The sequence below is a fragment of the Rhizobium changzhiense genome (assembly GCF_013087625.1).
In the GTDB taxonomy this organism is placed as follows: Bacteria; Pseudomonadota; Alphaproteobacteria; order Rhizobiales; family Rhizobiaceae; genus Rhizobium; species Rhizobium sophorae.
In genome coordinates, this window is the sequence record NZ_JABFCQ010000001.1 from 1,255,999 (window position 1) to 1,274,183 (window position 18,185).

Genomic DNA, 18,185 nt, shown 5'->3' on the forward strand with positions numbered 1-18,185 from the left:
TGGAGGAAGTTCGCCAGGAACGACACAAAGGCCGTTTCAAAGTTCATCTAGCAAGATCGATGCGCGAACATGTAATCGGAAATTGTGTCCGTGACAAGGCCGCGGCAAGGGAAAGTCGAGTCGGGCCGATGGGGGAATCTTGACGTCGTGCCGTGATCGCCCCCTCTGCCCCACGGCAGGATGGTAAAGGCGGCCTAAGCCGCCTGCCCCATCTTCGCATAGGGATCGAACCGGCCGTAGAACGTCTCGCCCTTGGCGGCCATGTCCTTCAGCAGCGGTGTCGACTTGAAGTGGCTTCCGTAAGCAGAAGCTAACTTTTCCGCCAGTTCCACGAAAGCCTTTGCGCCCATGCCGTCGATATAGCTCAGCGCTCCGCCGGTATAGGGCGCGAAGCCGAATCCGAGGATCGAGCCGACATCGGCCTCACGCGGATCGGTGACGATGCCTTCCTCGACGGTGCGGGCGGCTTCCAGCGCGATGGTGACGAGGAAACGCTGTTTGAGGACGTTGACGTCAACCTCATCCGCCGGCTTCTGCGGGTAGAGGGTCTTGAGGTCGGGCCAGAGGGACTTCTTCGCCGGTTTCGGCGGGTAGTCGTAGAAGCCCTTGGAATTCTTGCGGCCGAAACGGCCCTCCTTTTCCACCATGCGGGAGATGAGTTCCATATGCCTGGGGTCGATGGCTTTTTCGCCGAGATCGGCGACCGTCGCCTTGAGGATTTTCAGCGAGAGGTCGATGGCGACCTCGTCGTTCAGCGCCAGCGGACCGACCGGCATGCCGGCCATCTTGGCGGCATTCTCGATCATGACAGGCGGCACGCCCTCGATCAGCATGTCGTAGCTTTCCGACATGTAGCGCAGCACGCAACGATTGACGAAGAAGCCGCGGGTGTCGTTGACGACGATCGGCGTCTTCTTGATGGCTGCAACATAGTCGAGAGCGACAGCCAGCGCCCTGTCGCCGGTGTCGCTTCCGAGGATGACCTCGGTCAGCATCATCTTCTCGACAGGCGAGAAGAAGTGAATGCCGATGAAATCGGCCGGGCGTTTCGAATTCTTGGCGAGACCGGATATCGGCAGTGTCGAGGTATTGGAGGCGAAGACCGCGCCTTCCGGCAGCACCGCTTCGACCGCCTCGATGACCCCTTTCTTCACCTCGCGATCCTCGAACACCGCCTCGATGACGAGATCGGCATTGGCGAGGTCGGCATAGTCTGCCGAGGGCGTGATTCGGGAGAGCAATGCAGCAGCCTCATCCTGCGTAAGACGTCCCTTACCGACCGAATCCTTGACCAGGCCTTCCGAGACGGTCTTGCCCTTGGTCGCCGCTTCGATGTCGCGATCGATCAGCGTCACGGGAATGCCGGCGGCGGCGGTGACATAAGCAATCGAGGCGCCCATGAAGCCGGCGCCGACGACGCCGACATGTTTCAGCTCGGTCTTCGCGTGACCGGCCGGGCGGCGGGCGCCCTTGCCGAGCTCCTGCATGGAAATGAACAGCGAGCGGATCATCGAGAAGGCTTCGCGGGTCTGCAGCACCTCGGTGAAATAACGCTGCTCGATCTTCAGGCCGGTGTCGAACGGCACCTGCAGGCCTTCGTAGACACATTTCAGGATGGCAAGCGCTGCCGGATAATTGCCCGATGTTTCCCTGCGCAGGATCGCCGGGGCTGCCGGCCAGAGCTGGGCGGAAGCCGGCGTCCAGATGCCGCCGCCCGGCGCCTTGAAGCCCTTCTCGTCCCAGGGGGCTACCGGCTTCAGGCCGTCCTTGATCATCCGCTTGGCGGCCGGGATCAGCTGATCCGGCTCGACCACCTGATGCACGAGGTTCATCGCCTTGGCGCGGGAGCCGGTCAGCGACTGGCCCGTCGTCATCATCTGCAGCGCATCCTGGGCATTCGCCAACCGCGGCACACGCTGCGTGCCGCCGGCGCCGGGGAAGATACCGACCTTCACCTCAGGCAGCGCGATCTTGACGCTCTTGGCATTGGAGGCGACGCGGCCGTGGCAGGCAAGCGACAGTTCGAAAGCGCCGCCCATGCAGGTGCCGTTGATGGCCGACACCCAGGGCTTGCCCGACGTTTCGAGCTTGCGGAACAGGCCGCTCATGCGGCCGACCAGCCCGAAGAGGTTTTGTACGGCCGTCTCTGGGCTCTTTGCCTTCTCCTCCTGATAGGAACTGAACATCGATTTGATCATCGACAGATCGGCGCCGCCGGAGAAGGAGGACTTGCCCGAAGTGACGACGACACCCTTGACGGCGGCATCGGCGGTCGTGGCGTCGATGATGGCGTCGAGCTCGGCCATCACCTCCGCGGTGAAGACGTTCATCGATTTGCCAGGCATGTCCCAAGTGACGAGAGTGATGCCGTCAGCGTCGGTTTCGAGCGTGAAATTGGTGTAGGTCATTGCGTTTCCTCCCCGATCAGGCCGGCAAATGGCTGCGCTGCGCGTCTAAGGTCTTCGTCTTTTCAGTGACGACATCGCCGGTATGCTTGGTCTCAGACGGCTCGAAGAGCACGATCCAGCATTCCTCCTGCGCCACCGGATTATGCTCGACACCCCTCGGCACGACATGAAAGTCACCGGCCTTCAGATGCACATGCGGGCGGTCGCGATATTCGATGGTCAGCGACCCCTTCCAGATGAGGAAAAGCTCGTCCTCGTCGCGGTGCGAATGCCAGGCGAGCTGGCCCTGGACCTTGGCGAGCTTGACGCTCTGGCCGTTGAGATCGGCGATGACGCGGGGCGACCAGTGCTCGCTGACCTCGGCATATTCGGTTTCGATCGTGCCGGTGTTGAAGCCCATCGTCAGACCCTTTCAATAACCGTTGCCGTGCCCATGCCGGCGCCGATGCAGAGCGTCACCAGCGCGGTGTTGAGATCGCGGCGTTCAAGTTCGTCCAGCACCGTGCCGAGGATCATCGCGCCGGTGGCGCCGAGCGGATGGCCCATGGCGATGGCGCCGCCATTGACGTTGATCCTGTCATGGTCAATGTCGAAGGCCTGCATGTAGCGCAGCACCACGGCAGCGAAGGCCTCGTTGAGTTCGAAGAGGTCGATATCGGCAAGGTCCATGCCAGTCCGCTTCAACAGCTTCTCGGTGACGTCGACGGGTCCTGTCAGCATCAAGGCCGGATCGGAGCCGATATTGGCGAAAGCCTTGATGCGGGCGCGCGGCTTTATGCCCATGCTCTCACCGCCGGCTTTCGAGCCGAGCAGGACGACGCCGGCGCCATCGACGATGCCCGAGGAATTGCCGGCATGATGGACATAGTTGATGCGCTCGATCTCCGGATGGGCCTGGATGCCGACGGCCTCGAAGCCGCCCATCTCGCCGGGCATCTGGAAGGACGGATTGAGGGAGGCGAGCGCCTGCATATCCGTGCCGGGGCGCATATGCTCGTCCTTATCAAGGATCGTCAGGCCGTTCTGGTCCTTAACCGGGACGACCGACTTGTCGAACCAGCCCTTTTCCCAGGCATGAGCGGCACGCTTCTGGCTCTCGACCGCGTAAGCGTCGACATCGGTTCTGCTGAAGCCGTATTTGGTGGCGATCAGATCGGCCGAGACGCCCTGCGGCATGAAATAGGCCGGGAAATTCACCGACGGGTCCATGAACCAGGCGCCGCCGGACATGCCGAGACCGACGCGGGACATGCTTTCGACGCCGCCCGCGATGACGATGTCGTCGGCCCCTTGCGCGATCTTGCCGGCGCCGAAATTGACGGCATCGAGGCCGGAGGCGCAGAAGCGGGAGATCTGCATGCCGGGCGCCTTGGTGGAGTAACCGGCTTCGAATGCTGCAGCCTTGGGGATGACGGCGCCGGCATCCATGACCGGATCGACGCAGCCCATGATGATGTCGTCGACCGTTTCCGTATCGAGCCCGTTGCGGTCGCGGATCGCCTCCAGCGTCTTTGCCGCGAGGCGGACGGAGGGCACCTCATGCAGGGCGCCGTCCTTCTTGCCACGGCCGCGCGGCGTACGCACGTGGTCGTAAATGAAAACCTCGGTCATCGTCTCATCTCCCTGACGGCAATCTATCCTGCCTCAAATCTTGGAGGGAGGAGAAAAGACCCCTCCCCAACCCTCCCCACAAGGGGGAGGGAGAACCGGCTCAAAACGCTTCGGCGGCCAGTTCCATCATCGTGTCGGCGCCGGCTTCGATGCGGGCCTTGCGAAGCGCGGTTTCCGGCATCAGGCGTTCCATGAAGAAGCGGGCGGTGACCAGCTTGTTCTTCAGGTAATCCTCGCGGGCGGCATCGCCTGATGCAAGGCCATCCTCGGCGGCTTTCGCCATCTTCGCCCACATATAGCCGAGAATGACCAGGCCGAAGAGGTGCATGTAGTCGGTCGAGCCGGCGCCGGCATTGTCGGGCTTGGCCATGGCGTTCTGCATGAACCACATGGTCGCGCCCTGGACGTCGTTCAAGCCCTTCTTCAGATGCTTGGTGAAGAAGGAGAGCTTTTCGTTGCCGCGGTTCTCCTCGCAGAAATCACCGATTTCCTTGAAGAGGGCCATGGCGGCGCGGCCGCCGTTCAAGGCCAGCTTGCGGCCGACGAGATCGAGCGCCTGAATGCCGTTGGCACCCTCATAGATCATGGCGATGCGGGCATCGCGCACATATTGGCTCATGCCGTGCTCTTCGATATAGCCGTGGCCGCCGAAGACCTGCTGAGCCATGACGGCATGATCGAAGCCCTTGTCGGTCATCACGCCCTTGAGGATCGGGGTGACGAGGCCGAGAATATCGTCGGCCGTCTGGCGCTCCTTCTCGTCGGTGGAGCGGTGGGCAATGTCCGACTTCAGCGCGGTCCACAGCAGGAAGGCGCGGCCGGCCTCGTTGAAGGCGCGGATGGTCATCAGCGAGCGGCGAATATCCGGATGGACGATGATCGGATCGGCCTTCTTGTCCGGCGCCTTGGGGCCGGACAGCGAGCGGCCCTGGATGCGGTCGCGGGCATAGCTGGCGGCGTTCTGATAGGCGATCTCGGAAATGGCGATGCCCTGCAGGCCGACCATCAGGCGGGCCTCGTTCATCATCACGAACATGGCGTTGAGGCCGCGGTTTTCGGCGCCGATCAGGAAGCCGGTCGCCTCGTCGTAATTCATCACGCAGGTGGCGTTGGCGTGGATGCCCATCTTGTGCTCGATCGCGCCGCAGGAGACAGCGTTGCGGGCGCCGACCGCGCCGTCCTTGCCGACGAGGAATTTCGGGACGATGAAGAGCGAGATGCCCTTGGTGCCCTCGGGCGCACCCTCGATGCGGGCCAGCACCAGATGGATGATATTGTCGGTCAGATCGTGCTCGCCGGCGGAGATGAAGATCTTCTGGCCGGAGATCTTGTAGCTGCCGTCAGCCTGCGGCACCGCCTTGGTGCGCAGCATTCCGAGATCGGTGCCGCAATGCGGCTCGGTGAGGTTCATGGTGCCGGACCACGTGCCATCCACCATTTTCGGCAGATAGGTGGCCTTCTGCTCATCGGAACCGTGGACGAGGAGTGCGGCGATCGCACCCTGCGTCAGGCCCGGATACATCATCAGCGACATGTTGGCTGCCGAGGTATATTCGCCGACGGCGGTATGCAGCGTATAGGGAAGCCCCTGGCCGCCGAATTCTTCCGGCACGGCAAGGCCAATCCAGCCACCTTCGCGATAGGCTTTATAGGCCTCCTTGAAGCCCTTCGGCGTCGAGACGCTCGCATCGTCGTGGCGCGTGCAGCCTTCCTGATCGCCGGAATAGTTCAGCGGAAAGAGAGCTTCCTCGGCAACCCTTCCGGCCTCGCCGAGGATCGCTTCGATCATATCGGGGGTCGCGTCGGCAAAACCCGGCAGATTGTTGTAACGTTCGAGACCCAGCACGTCGTTCAGGACGAAGAGCGTATCGTTCACCGGGGCCTTGTAGACTGGCATCTCTCAAATTCCTCCCATTCGGCTGACCGGGTCGCGCCGGCCTTGGGCACTGTCTTACAAAATATTGACGTTTGCGTAAACGTCAAATTTTGCGGTTGCGTCGTCTTTTCTTGAAAAAATCGAGGGCACGAATCCGTGGGCCGTAAAGCGCTGGAGGAGCAGACGCCATCTCATCTTCCTTGTCCATCGCAGAACGAAGTGTCGGCCGGGCAGTAGCGCAAGTCGTTCGGACTTCCTAAGTCTTCGGGACGATTCATCGAGGAAGACATCATGACCGACTTTCCCTATGAGAGTGCGCTTATCGTCGGCGCGGGCTCCGGCATCAGCGCATCGCTCGCCCGGCAATTGTCGGCGCAGGGCGTCAAGGTCGGGCTCGCAGCCCGCGATATCGAGAAATTGCAGGGGCTCATCAAGGAGACCAGCGCCAGCGCCTTTACCGCCGACGTCTCCCAGCCTGCGAGCGTCGTGGCACTGTTCGAACAGGCCGCTGCCGCAATAGGCGGGCCTGACGTGGTGATCTTCAATGCCAGCGCGCGTCAGCGCGGCCCGCTGGCCGAACTCGATCCCGCCGATGTCGAGAAGGCGATTGCGACCACCGCTTTCGGCGGTTTCCTGGTGGTGCAGCAGGCGGCGCGGCGGATGATCCCGCGCGGCCGCGGCGCCATCCTCATCACCGGCGCCTCGGCAAGCGTGAAGGGCTTTGCGGAATCGGCGCCCTTCGCGATGGGCAAGTTTGCGTTGCGCGGCCTTGCGCAGAGTGCCGCCCGCGAACTCGGGCCGATGGGCATTCATGTCGCGCATTTCGTCATCGACGGCGCGGTGCGCTCGCAGATCCGGCCGGACCGGGCGGAAAAGCCTGATGGCACGCTGCTGCCGGATGCGATCGCCCAGACCTATATCGATGTGCTTCGCCAGCACCGCAGCGCATGGTCGCTGGAGGTTGAAGTCCGGCCCTGGACGGAGAGCTTCTGAACCCTGCTGGGCGGCTATCGCTACGAATATTACGATATTCCCGACACCGATCTCGGCCAGGTCTTCGTCTACGGCCCCGAGGGCGTGAAAATCGAGCTGAAATATCCGCGTCCGGCCTGATCGCGCGAGTGGCCATTCGATCTGACGAATTGAACGGCAATTGCCGCCAAAAACGGCGTTTGGAACACAAACGTTAAAAAATTCCCATCGGCATTAACGGCTTGTTTACCACGTTTCGTGAAAGGTGCGGATTGAGCAGTAGTGATCCGCATCCTTTCCCCCGTCTCGCGTTCCCTTAGGATGCCGCTACATCGTTCAGCTTGAGGAAAGTCTAATTGACTATCGTCTTATGAATGGTGCGCTCCCGTCCGCTTAAAGCGGGCAGCAGACGAAAAGCCAAAGATCGAGCTCTGACGAGGGTTCGAGCAGTCGAAGCGAGCAAGAAGATGAACGGATCGCGATCAAATCCTTCCCGACAGTCCGACAGGACCTCGCTCGATGCGCTGAACCGCACGATCGAAGGGCTGGAGGCGCGCATCGAAGGGCTGATGGGCAGCGGGCGCGAACAGCGGCCGCGCACGGCAGCGGCCGAGCGCGATCCTTATGCCGCTTCCCATGCTCCCCGGCCAGCAAAAGCCCCGCCCGAGCCGCGGCCGGATCCGCTCGCCGAAATTCGTCAACGCCAGCGCGCACTCGAAGCCGGCCGCGAGCGGCCCTATGCACGCGAGCAGGCCCCGCAACTTCGTGAACCTGCGCCGCGCGCCGCCGCCGCAGTGCCGGCGCCTGCCTTCCGCGCCGGCGACGACACGATGACGGAGATCGCCCAGGCGCTCGTCAACTTGCGACAAGACCTGAAGCGCGACATTTCCGAGGGCGTCACCCGCGAGATGAACGCGCTGCGCACCGAGCTGCGCGAAATCAAGACAAATGCCGGGGACGGCCGTTTCGCCGACGACATACGCGCGGACATGGGTCGCCTGGCCCAGAGCATCACCCAGCTGACCGGACGCTCCGCTGCACCGGAGGCTGCCGGCCTGCGCGAGGATTTCGAAGAGCTGCGCTCGCTGATGGACGGGCTGGCGCGCGAGGATTCGCTGCGCCATTTGGAAAACCGCTGGGATGGCTTCGAAAACCGGCTTGCGGCGCTCGATACCGAGGGGTTGCAGGAAGAGCTCGTTTCGCTCGCCTATCGGCTCGACGATATCAAGCGCCATATCGGCGGCATGGGCGAAAGCCCGGCCGTTCGGGCGCTGGAAGACAAGCTGATCTCAATCGCCACGGCGATGGAGCATTTCGGCAATATGATCCAGCCGCACGACCGGGTCATGTCCGAACAGTTCGCCGCCATGGACATGCGGCTCGACGAGATCAGCCGGGCAATCGCGGCAAGCGGCCGCACGGCGACTGCGAATGATCCGGGCATGATGCAGCGGCTGGAAAGCCGGCTTGCGGCGCTCGCCGACCAGATCGACCTGATGAGCCATGATGCGGCGAGCCGCGTGAACCCGGCCGACGAACTGGCGATGCGGCTGGAGGCGCTGACGGGACGCGTCGAGGAGTTGACGAAGGCGGAAGCGACGTCGCGGCTCGACGAACGGCTGGAACATCTTTCCTATCTGCTGGAGCGCACGCAGGAGACGGCGCCGCAGGCCGACCTCACCGGCACGCTTTCCGACATTTCCCGCAAGATCGACGCGCTTGAGAACGGCGCCGTCAACGACGTACTGGCGCAGCGGCTCGACCATCTCGCCCGGCGCATCGACGAGATGGCCCATCAGCAGCTGACACCGGCACCGGCCGCGGTAGTCGACGACGGCGCCTTCCTGCGTCTCGAAGGACGGCTGAGTGACATTGCCGCCCGGCTGGAAGAGAGCACATCGGCAGCGCCGACCGATCCGCGGGCGCTGAAGAACCTCGAAGACCAGATCGCCAATCTTTCGGCACTGATGAGCGCGCCGCGCGAAAGCGCTGTAATACCCCCCGAACTCGACCAGCGCATGGGCGCGATCGAAGATTACATGGCGACAAGCGATGAATATATCATCGAGGCGGCACGCCAGGCAGCGGAGGCCGTCGTCGAAGCCTATTCGCGCCATGGCGGCCCGCAGGGTGTCATGCCTGCCGCCGACATGTCGGCGCTGACGGCGCTGGCCGAGGATCTGCGCCACCTCGAGGATCTCAGCCGCGACAGCGAGGAACGCACGCACAAGACTTTCCAGGCGCTGCACGAGACGCTGGTGCATATCGCCGATCGGCTCGACGGCATGGAAGATCGCGGCCGGCCCGCCGCGCAGATGCCGATCGCCGACGTCGATTTCGATGTCGATCCCTATGCGCTGATGGTGGCCGAAGCCGAGATGAACAGGACGCCGGCCGCTGCCCCGACAGCGAAGGCTTCTCCTGTTATCCGCACGGCCGAGGTCGCCGCCGAACCTGCCGCCCCGGCGCAAACCACAGCCATGAGCGGAACGAGCGCGATCGCCATCGAAGCCGCGACCAGGACAACGGAGACGGCAGCGACATCGGCAGGGACACAGGCACCGGCAAAGGCCAGCCTGCTCGCCAGCCTCGGCAAGCGGCTGATACCCGGCAAGAAGGCCGAGAGCCGGGCGACCGAACGCCCGATGATCGACCCCGCGCCGTCGATCGATCCCACCGATGTGGTGCCGACGGATGCGGCAAACGAACTGCTCGAGCCGGGCTCGGGCACACCTGACGTGAAGAAGATCCTTGAACGGGTTCGCGCCAGCCAGAGTGCGGCACGCGGCAAACCTGCCGGCGAAACCGATCGCGCCGATTATATCGCTGCCGCGCGCCGTGCGGCGCAGGCGGCCGCGATGGAGGTGGATGCCAATCCGAAGCAGGCAACCGTCAAGGCCGAGAAGAAGGGCGCGAATGCCGGCAAGGCTTCTGACAAGACTTCCGACAAGACTGGCAAGACCAGCGCCTTTTCGCGCTACCGGCGGCCGATCCTGCTGGCGGTCGGCGCCGTGCTGCTCGCCATCATGGCCTTTCCACTTGCCCGAACGCTGACAAGCGGCGAGCGCGCGCCGCAGCCGCCAGCGGAAGTCTCGGCGCTGACCGGCGCGGAAAACCCGCCGCCGGCCTTGCCTGACGCGACACCTGCCCAGCCGGATGCCGCCGCTCTCGGAACGACCGCTCCGGCAGCGGATGCCACGCCGCCCGCTGCTGAACAGGCGCAGCCGGAAACAACCCCGCCGGCGGCCGGCGAGCATCTGACCGACGTGACGCCGCTTGACGGCGAAGGGGCTGCGACATTCGCCCCTCCCGGTCCGTCGGCTGCGGCACAGGAGACATCGGGCTTCGTTCCAGCACCCGCACCGCAGGCCGCCATCACTATTCCCGACACGGTCCAGCCGAAATCGCTTGCCGATGCGGCGAGCGGCGGCGATGCGCTGGCACTGTTCGAGATCGGCGCGCGTTATTCCGATGGCCGCAACGGCATGGCGGTCGATCAGAAGCAGGCCGCAGGCTGGTACCAGCTTTCGGCCGACAAGGGCTTTGCGCCGGCGCAATACCGCCTCGGCAGCATGTACGAAAAGGGCAACGGCGTCGAACGCGACATCGCCAAGGCGAAGGGTTTTTACGAGCAGGCGGCAAACCAGGGCAATGCCAGCGCCATGCACAATCTTGCGGTGCTCTACGCCTCCGGCGCGCTCGGCCAGCAGGATTATGCGACGGCCGCCTCGTGGTTCACCAAGGCTGCGAACCTCGGCATCACCGACAGCCAGTTCAACCTGGCAATCCTCTGCGCGCGCGGCAACGGCGTTCCGGCGGATCTCGAAGAGTCCTACAAGTGGTTTGCGATCGCCGCTAAGGCCGGCGACAAGGATGCGGCACAGAAGCGCGACGAAGTGGCCAACGCCATGAAACCCGACCAGCTCGAACGGGCGCGCGCCAAGGCCGATCTCTGGAAGGCGGAGCCGGTCGACCATCGCACGAACGCCATCGACATCCCCGACGAATGGGCAGGAACCGGCGCCAAGACGGCGAGCGTCGACATGAAGAAGGCGATCCGCAACATCCAGGCGATCCTCAACAATAACGGCTTCGACGCCGGCGTGCCGGACGGCGAAATGGGCGCGAAGACAGTGACCGCGATCAAAAACTTCCAGAAGTCCGTCGGCCAGGAGCCGGATGGCAAGGTGACCGACGCGACCGTGAAAGCGCTGCTCGAACGCAACAAACTGGGCAGCAAGGCAATCTGAGGCCTGCGTCGCATCGACGCGGGATCGTCTCGACTCTCTCTTCCGGAGATGAAAAACGCCTGGCGGCACTATGCCGCAAGGCTTTTTCCAATTTTGCCGTCGGCTGTCACAAAACCTGAAAAAAGCCGGATTATGCCCGGACATATCGATCCGCGCATCCGGCGAATCCTCTGCCACCGATCTCTCCGTCAATCTCTATGGCTTAATCACGGGGCCGATCGAAAGCCTCTGGCAACGATTTCACAGTATGGTGCGCATTCGAACGGGGACGTGACAAGAAACCGCCCGGCAGGAGCGGTCATCATTCGGGGTCGGCTGTGACAATCTATCTGCCCATCGCAGAATTGTCGGTGAACATCTTCATCATTCTCGGCATGGGGGCGGCCGTCGGATTCCTGTCTGGAATGTTCGGCGTCGGCGGCGGTTTTCTCATCACGCCGCTGTTGATCTTCTACAACATTCCCCCCGTCGTCGCCGTCGCGACCGGCGCCAACCAGGTTGTGGCGTCGTCGATATCGGGCGCGATCACGCATTTCCGGCGCGGCTCGCTCGACGTCAAGCTCGGCACGGTGCTGCTGGTCGGCGGCCTTGCGGGTGCGACGGTCGGCATCTGGATCTTCTCTTTACTGCGCGCTATCGGCCAGCTCGATCTCATCATCTCGCTGATGTATGTGATCTTCCTCGGCACCGTCGGCGGACTGATGCTACTCGAAAGCGTCAATGCAATGCGGCGGGCAGCGCGCAACGAGCCGCCCGCACCGCGCAAGCCCGGCCACCAGCACTGGGTGCACAAGCTGCCGCTGAAGGTGCGCTTCAAGAAATCGAAGATCTTTCTCAGCGTCATTCCGATCGTGGCACTCGGCTTTGCGATCGGCATCCTCACCTCGATCATGGGTGTCGGCGGCGGCTTCATCATGGTGCCGGCGATGATCTACCTGCTGCGTATCCCGACCAATGTCGTCGTCGGCACCTCACTGTTCCAGATCATCTTCGTGACCGCCTATACGACGATCGTGCAGGCGGCGACGAACTTTTCCGTCGACATCGTGCTCGCCTTCATCCTGATGGTGGCAGGTGTCATCGGTGCGCAATACGGCGTGCGCGTCGGCCAGAAACTGCGCGGCGAGCAGCTGCGCGCCCTGCTCGGCCTGCTGGTGCTCGCCGTCGGCGTGCGTCTTGCGATCGCGTTGGTGGTGACGCCGGCCGACGTCTATTCGGTGGTGATGGGAGCGGGCAATTGACGCGTCTGCTGACTTTCGCCATCGCATTGCTTTGCCTGCTGCCGGCTGTTGCCGGAGCGCAGTGGTTGCCGGGGCAAGCAACAGAAGCGGTGCGTGAAGGGTTGGAAATCGGCACGTCCACCAGCGAAATCGCCATCACCTCGGATTTCCACGGCGCGGATCTGACCATCTTCGGGGCGCTCTCGAATACCGACCAGTTGCTGCTCGCCATCGGCCAATATGACGTGGTCGTGGTGCTGGAGGGCCCGCGCGAGGATGCGACGGTGCGCAGGAAGGAACGCGTCTTCGGCATCTGGGTGAACACCCGCTCGATGACCTTCGAAGCGGTGCCGCATTCCTATTCGATGTCGAGCTCGCGCATGATCGACGATCTGACGACACCGCTCGAGCTGACCGATCAGGGGATCGGCATCGACCACATTCCGCTGACGCCGGTCGGCTTCGTCGGCGACGGCAGCAATCTCGGCGAGTTCCGCGATGCCTTCCGGCGACTGCAGCAGGGCGGCGGGCTCTACGACCGCAACCCGAGCGGCGTGCGGTTCGTTTCCTCCAACCTCTTCAAGGCGAGCCTGCGCCTGCCGGCAAACATTCCGAACGGGGTGCACACCGTGCGCGCCTATCTGTTCAAGAGCGGGCTTTTCGTGACCGAGAAATCGCTGCCGCTGCGGGTCATCAAGACCGGCATCGAGCAGACGATCACTGATGCGGCGCATGAGCAGCCGATCCTCTACGGCTTTGCGGCCGTGCTGCTCGCCGTGATCACCGGCTGGGGTGCCAGCCTGATCTTCCGCAAGGACTGATCCACAGCCAAGGCGCTGAGCACGAAGGCCTGCGGGAGCAGCTGCTTGCCCGAATGTTTGCTCAAAAAAACCGCTTGCATTTCGCTATCAGTCGGCCTAACTTCTAACCAGTTGTTAAACGCAATCGGTTTTGATGGACGGCAATTCAGAAGGAGGATGGAAATGAGAAAGCTTGTTGTCTGGAACCTGATGACGCTCGACGGTTATTTCGAAGGCACGAAGCCATGGGATATCGACTTCCACAATCTCGCCTGGGGGCCTGAGCTGCAGTGCTATGCCGAACAGTTCGGCAGGGAAAGCGATCTGCTGGTGTTCGGCCGCAAGACCTATGAGGGCATGGCCTCCTACTGGCCGACCGCCGAGGGCGAAGGTGAGATCAAGGCCTATATGAACGGCATCGCCAAGATCGCCGTGTCGCGGACGATGAGCGAGCCCGGCTGGAACAATGCCCGCGTCGTCAGCGATCCGATCCCCGAATTGACGCGGCTGAAGCAGGAGAACGGCAAGATGATCTTGATCTTCGGCAGCGCCGAGCTTGCCGACAGCCTGCTGAAAGCCGGCCTTATCGACGAAATCAGGGTTTGCCTGGTGCCGGTGATCCTCGGCGGCGGCAATCCGCTTTTCAAGCCGGCAGAGAGCCAGGTGCCGCTGAAGCTCATCGAATCCTCGACGACGGAAGGCGGTGCGATGATCCTGCGCTACGAGCCCGTTAAAGCGTAGTGGATGGGATGCCATCCAGATGGTCAGGCCAGGGTATCGATCCCTGGCCGCACAGGGAAGCAGCCGGGGAAGTTCGCATTCGACTAAAAACCGGTTTTTAACATTTACGAGTTAGTAATCTCTCGGAAACGAGAGGTTTTGTCATGCGTACTCGTATCGTTCTGACGGCCGTGGGTCTCGCGCTGCTTGCCGGCTGCGCGACGGCGCCGAAGCAGACGAGGAACATCTGTGCCGTCTTCGACGAGCGCGACGGGCTCTTCTCCAGCTGGCAGAGCGCCGCCGAACGGACGGAGAAGAAATACGGCGTGCCCGTGCCGATCCTGATGGCGACGATGTATACCGAATCCGGCTTCCAGCCCTATGCGCGGCCGCCGCGCACCAAGCTGTTCGGCTTCATTCCCTGGACCCGTCCTTCGACAGCCTACGGCTATTCGCAGGCCCTCGACGGGACCTGGGATCACTACCAGTCGCAGACGGGGAACTGGACCGCGCGGCGGGCGAACTTCGCCGACGCGATCGATTTCATCGGCTGGTATCATTACCAGAACAGCCTGGAGACCGGCATTCCGCTGAACGATGCCTATAATCTCTACCTTGCCTATTATTCCGGGCCGACGGGATACAAACGCGGAGACTGGCGCTCGAACAGGCAATTGCAGCAGACGGCGCAGAAGTTTGCGCGGATGGCAGGGACGTATCAGCGGCAGCTGCAGGAATGCGATTGAGTTAGGTGGTGCCGTGCCAGCCCCCGTCTGCCCTGCCGAGCCCGGGGTCGAGCCACGCGTCTCGACCCGTCCTTCGGCCCCCCCCACAGGTGGGGAGATTGGCTGGGCTCACTGGCTTCCCCAAACAACTGGCGTCAGCCCGGTGAAACCTTGGAGGGACGCGAAGGTTTGGCCACTTGTGATCTCCCCACCTGTGGGGGAGATGCCCGGCAGGGCAGAGGGGGGTGGACACGGCACGCCGTCCAAATATGAAGGCCCCTACCCCCACAAATTCCCGTACTTGACCGAATAAATCCGGTCCTTGCCGAGCAGATGCGCCACCAGCAAAGCCTTGTCGAACAGGCCCTTCATCGCCTGATGGCCGAGATCGAGACCGCCGCTCATGACGCCGAAGGCCGGCATCAGCAGGCGGGCGCCGTCGGTGGCAAAGCACGGGCGGCGGACGGATTTCTCGCGGCGGCGGACGGTCGCCGACGGGTGCAGGTGGCCGGCGATTTCGCCGCTCTGCAAGCCGTTCTTCGGCTCGTGCCGGAAGGTCAGGCCGGCATAATGCATCTCGTCGACAGATGTGCCCGGCAGATCGACGATGCCATCCGGATCATGGTTGCCATTGATCCAGATCCATTCGCGGCCGCGCGCCATCTCGACGATCAGGGCGCGAAAATTCTCCGGCAGGTGCTTGGAACCGATGCGGTCGTGGAAATTGTCGCCGAGCGAGATGACGAGCTTCGGGTCATAACGCGAGATGACGGCGGCAAGGACAGTCAGCGTCGCCAGCGTATCGTAAGGCGGCAGCATCATGCCGCGGCGGGCGAAGGCTGCTCCCTTTTCCAGATGCAGGTCGGAGACGACGAGCAGGCCGGCGTCGGGCAGATAGAGGGCGCCGAGCGGATCGCAGACGGCGGCAATGCCATGGACCGATGTCTCGATGCCCGGCATCGCGGCAAGTCCCGATATGTCGCGCGCCAGCGCCAGGCGGTTCATCACGGTCGTCATTCCTAAATCGTCGTCAGGGCCTAAATCGTCAGGCCCTCATTCTCATCAGGCCCGATTCTCGTCAAGCGAGCGCTTCGGCGATCAGATCGTCCGCCGCCTCGGCCAGGAGCACGTCATGTGCCTCGCCCGGCACCGCCTCGCGTCCGATTTCCAGCATCACCGGCACGGCGAGCGGGGAAATATGGTCGAGAGCGCGATGGGTGATGTGGCCCCTGATTCGTCTCAGCATATCGCCAAGACGGCCAATATCCAAAAGTCCCGTCGCCGCATCCTGCCGCGTCGCCTGCAAGAGGATGTGATCCGGCTCGTGGCTGCGCAGCACGTCGTAGATCAGATCGGCGGAGACGGTGATCTGGCGGCCGCTCTTTTCCTTGCCCGGATGGCGGCGCTCGATCAAGCCGGCAATCACGGCGCAATTGCGGAAGGTGCGCTTCAACAGGAAGGATTCGTCGAGCCAGGCTTCGAGATCGTCGCCGAGCATGTCCTCATCGAAGAGGTCGGAGAGGTCGAGCCGGCCATTGCGGATCATCAGCCCCATATCTTCGAGGCCCCAGATGGCAAGCGAATAATCGGTGGCGACGAAACCGAGCGGCTTGGCGCCTATACGCTCCAGCCGGCGGGTGAGCAGCATGCCGAGCGTCTGGTGGGCGAGACGGCCTTCGAAGGGATAGGCGACCATATAACCGCGGCTGCCGCGCGGAAAGGTTTCGATCAGGAACTCGTCGCGCTTCGGCAGCATCGACTTGTCGTTCTGCAGCGACAGCCAGTCGCGCACCTGATCCGGCAGGTGTCGCCAGCGATCGGGATCGGCGATCATCGCCCTCACCTGCTCGGCGAGATAGGTCGACAGCGGAAACTTGCCGCCATTATAGGATGGGATTTTCGGATCGAGCGAAAAGGCCTGCGAGGCGAGGCACTCGTTTTCACGGATGCCCTCGAAGCGCAGCACCTTGCCGGAGAAGACGAAGGTATCGCCCGGCGACAATTGCTCGAGGAAATATTCTTCGACCTTCCCCAACGTGGCACCGCCGCGGCCGATTCTGCCGCCCTCGCCGCGCTTGACCATGCGGATATTCAGCATCGGGCTTTCGACGATGGTGCCGAGGTTGAGGCGGTATTGCTGAGCGACCGCAGGATTGGAGACGCGCCAGCGGCCCTCCGCGGTCTTGCGGATACGGGCGTAGCGCTCATAGGTGCGGAGCGCATACCCCCCGGTCGCGACGAAATCGACGATGCGCTCGAAGGTCTCCCAGCTCAGATCGGCATAGGGCGAGGCGCTGATGATTTCATCGTAGAGTTCGAGCATGTCGAAGGGTTCGGCGCAGGCCATGCCGAGCACATGCTGGGCGAGCACGTCGAGCGCGCCGCGGCCGACCGGCGGGGTGTCCTGCGCGCCGATATAATTGGCATCGAGCGCTGCCTGGCACTCCATGACCTCGAAACGGTTGGCCGGCACGAGGATCGCCTTCGAGGGCTCGTCCATGCGGTGGTTGGCGCGGCCGATGCGCTGGGCAAGACGCGAGGCACCCTTCGGCGCGCCGACATGGATGACGAGATCGACATCGCCCCAGTCGATGCCGAGATCGAGGGTGGAGGTGGCAACGACGGCACGCAGCCGGTTTTCGGCCATCGCCGCCTCGACCTTGCGGCGCTGGGCGACATCGAGCGAGCCGTGATGGAGCGCGATCGGCAGGTTGTCGTCATTGATCGTCCAGAGCGCCTGGAACAGCATTTCCGCCTGACTGCGGGTGTTGACGAAGAGCAGCGTCGTGCGATGTTCGAGGAGCTTGTTGTAGACGTCGGGAATGGCGTATCGGGCGGCATGGCCGGCCCAGGGGATGCGCTCCTCGGTCGACAGGATCGAGATATCGGGCTTCGCGCCGCCTTCGACGACCACGAGCCCTGCATGATGCTCGCTACCCTCTTCCTGGCCGACCAGCCATTTCTGCAGGTCCATGGGTTCGGCGACGGTCGCCGAAAGGCCGATCGTCTGGAGACCAGGGGCAAGGCGGCGCAGGCGGGCAAGGCCGAGCGAAAGCATATGGCCGCGCTTGGAGGTGACGAGCGAATGCAGTTCGTCGAGGACGACATATTTCAGGTCCTTGAAGAAGCGCTCGGCCTCGCGGTTCGCCAGAAGCAGGGCGACCTGTTCGGGCGTCGTCAGCAGAATATCCGGCGGGTTGAGCTTCTGGCGCTGGCGCTTGGCGTTCGGCGTATCGCCGGTGCGGTTTTCGACGGTGACCGGCAGGCCCATCGCCTCGACCGGCTTCATCAGGTTGCGCTCGATATCGATGGCAAGCGCCTTCAGCGGCGAGACATAGAGCGTATGGATGCCGGTGAAGGCAGAGCCCGGCGGGATCTTGCCGCGGCGGGTGAGATCGGTGAGCGAGGGCAGGAAACCGGCGAGCGTCTTGCCGGCGCCGGTCGGCGCAATCAGCAGCGTACTGTCGCCGGCCTCGGCGCGGGTAAGCAGCTCCAGCTGATGGGCGCGCGGGCGCCAGCCCTTTTCCGCAAACCAGCGGGCAAAGGCGGCAGGAAGCAGGGCACGGGCTTCGGAATCGATCTGGTCCACGCCCTGAAAGTAGT

Annotated in this window: 12 protein-coding genes and 1 pseudogene; 7 read left to right on the top strand and 6 right to left on the bottom strand. The window is 63.2% G+C overall.

All coding sequences use genetic code 11. The features are described 5' to 3' along the window. Positions 1-194 precede the first annotated feature (194 nt). From G9X68_RS06285 to G9X68_RS06300, 4 genes are all read right to left on the bottom strand, one after another. On the bottom strand, positions 195-2,408 hold the full coding sequence (locus G9X68_RS06285) for a 3-hydroxyacyl-CoA dehydrogenase NAD-binding domain-containing protein (RefSeq protein WP_171601678.1): 2,214 nt from the start codon (positions 2,406-2,408) through the stop codon (positions 195-197). A gap of 16 nt (positions 2,409-2,424) precedes the next feature. Further along, complete coding sequence (locus G9X68_RS06290) at positions 2,425-2,808, bottom strand: cupin domain-containing protein (RefSeq protein ID WP_171601679.1); 384 nt, start codon at positions 2,806-2,808, stop codon at positions 2,425-2,427. A 2-nt stretch (positions 2,809-2,810) separates the two neighbouring features. After that, positions 2,811-4,019, bottom strand: a complete 1,209-nt coding sequence (locus G9X68_RS06295; RefSeq protein WP_171601680.1) for an acetyl-CoA C-acetyltransferase — start codon at positions 4,017-4,019, stop codon at positions 2,811-2,813. A 100-nt stretch (positions 4,020-4,119) separates the two neighbouring features. Continuing rightward, positions 4,120-5,916 carry an acyl-CoA dehydrogenase C-terminal domain-containing protein gene (locus G9X68_RS06300; protein WP_171601681.1) on the bottom strand — a complete coding sequence of 599 codons (1,797 nt, stop codon included), beginning with the start codon at positions 5,914-5,916 and terminating at the stop codon, positions 4,120-4,122. Positions 5,917-6,186: 270 nt separating this feature from the next. Here G9X68_RS06300 and G9X68_RS06305 point away from each other — a divergent pair, with 270 nt between their 5' ends. From G9X68_RS06305 to G9X68_RS06335, 7 genes and pseudogenes are all read left to right on the top strand, one after another. Beyond that, a complete protein-coding gene (locus tag G9X68_RS06305) occupies positions 6,187-6,888 on the top strand; it encodes an SDR family NAD(P)-dependent oxidoreductase (RefSeq protein WP_171601682.1) in 702 nt (233 codons plus the stop codon). A 9-nt stretch (positions 6,889-6,897) separates the two neighbouring features. Beyond that, positions 6,898-7,008, top strand: a pseudogene (locus tag G9X68_RS06310) (VOC family protein); the annotation flags it as partial. A 326-nt stretch (positions 7,009-7,334) separates the two neighbouring features. Further along, the gene (locus G9X68_RS06315) at positions 7,335-11,117 is read left to right on the top strand and encodes a peptidoglycan-binding protein (RefSeq protein WP_171601683.1); all 3,783 of its coding nucleotides are present in this window, start codon (positions 7,335-7,337) and stop codon (positions 11,115-11,117) included. Between the two features lie 317 nt (positions 11,118-11,434). Then, on the top strand, positions 11,435-12,358 hold the full coding sequence (locus G9X68_RS06320; protein WP_003545257.1) for a sulfite exporter TauE/SafE family protein: 924 nt from the start codon (positions 11,435-11,437) through the stop codon (positions 12,356-12,358). Beyond that, positions 12,355-13,158, top strand: a complete 804-nt coding sequence (locus tag G9X68_RS06325) for a TIGR02186 family protein (RefSeq protein ID WP_171601684.1) — start codon at positions 12,355-12,357, stop codon at positions 13,156-13,158. The genes G9X68_RS06320 and G9X68_RS06325 overlap by 4 nt, the downstream gene beginning before the upstream one ends. Positions 13,159-13,320: 162 nt before the next feature. Further along, positions 13,321-13,878 carry a dihydrofolate reductase family protein gene (locus tag G9X68_RS06330; protein ID WP_171601685.1) on the top strand — a complete coding sequence of 186 codons (558 nt, stop codon included), beginning with the start codon at positions 13,321-13,323 and terminating at the stop codon, positions 13,876-13,878. 143 nt (positions 13,879-14,021) lie between these two features. Further along, the gene (locus G9X68_RS06335) at positions 14,022-14,603 is read left to right on the top strand and encodes a transglycosylase SLT domain-containing protein (protein ID WP_171601686.1); all 582 of its coding nucleotides are present in this window, start codon (positions 14,022-14,024) and stop codon (positions 14,601-14,603) included. Positions 14,604-14,861: 258 nt separating this feature from the next. On the opposite strand, the gene pdeM is transcribed toward G9X68_RS06335, so the two are convergent. After that, positions 14,862-15,599 carry a ligase-associated DNA damage response endonuclease PdeM gene (gene pdeM, locus G9X68_RS06340; protein WP_171601687.1) on the bottom strand — a complete coding sequence of 246 codons (738 nt, stop codon included), beginning with the start codon at positions 15,597-15,599 and terminating at the stop codon, positions 14,862-14,864. 61 nt (positions 15,600-15,660) lie between these two features. Further along, positions 15,661-18,171, bottom strand: a complete 2,511-nt coding sequence (locus G9X68_RS06345; RefSeq protein ID WP_171601688.1) for a ligase-associated DNA damage response DEXH box helicase — start codon at positions 18,169-18,171, stop codon at positions 15,661-15,663. Between the last annotated feature and the right edge of the window lie 14 nt (positions 18,172-18,185).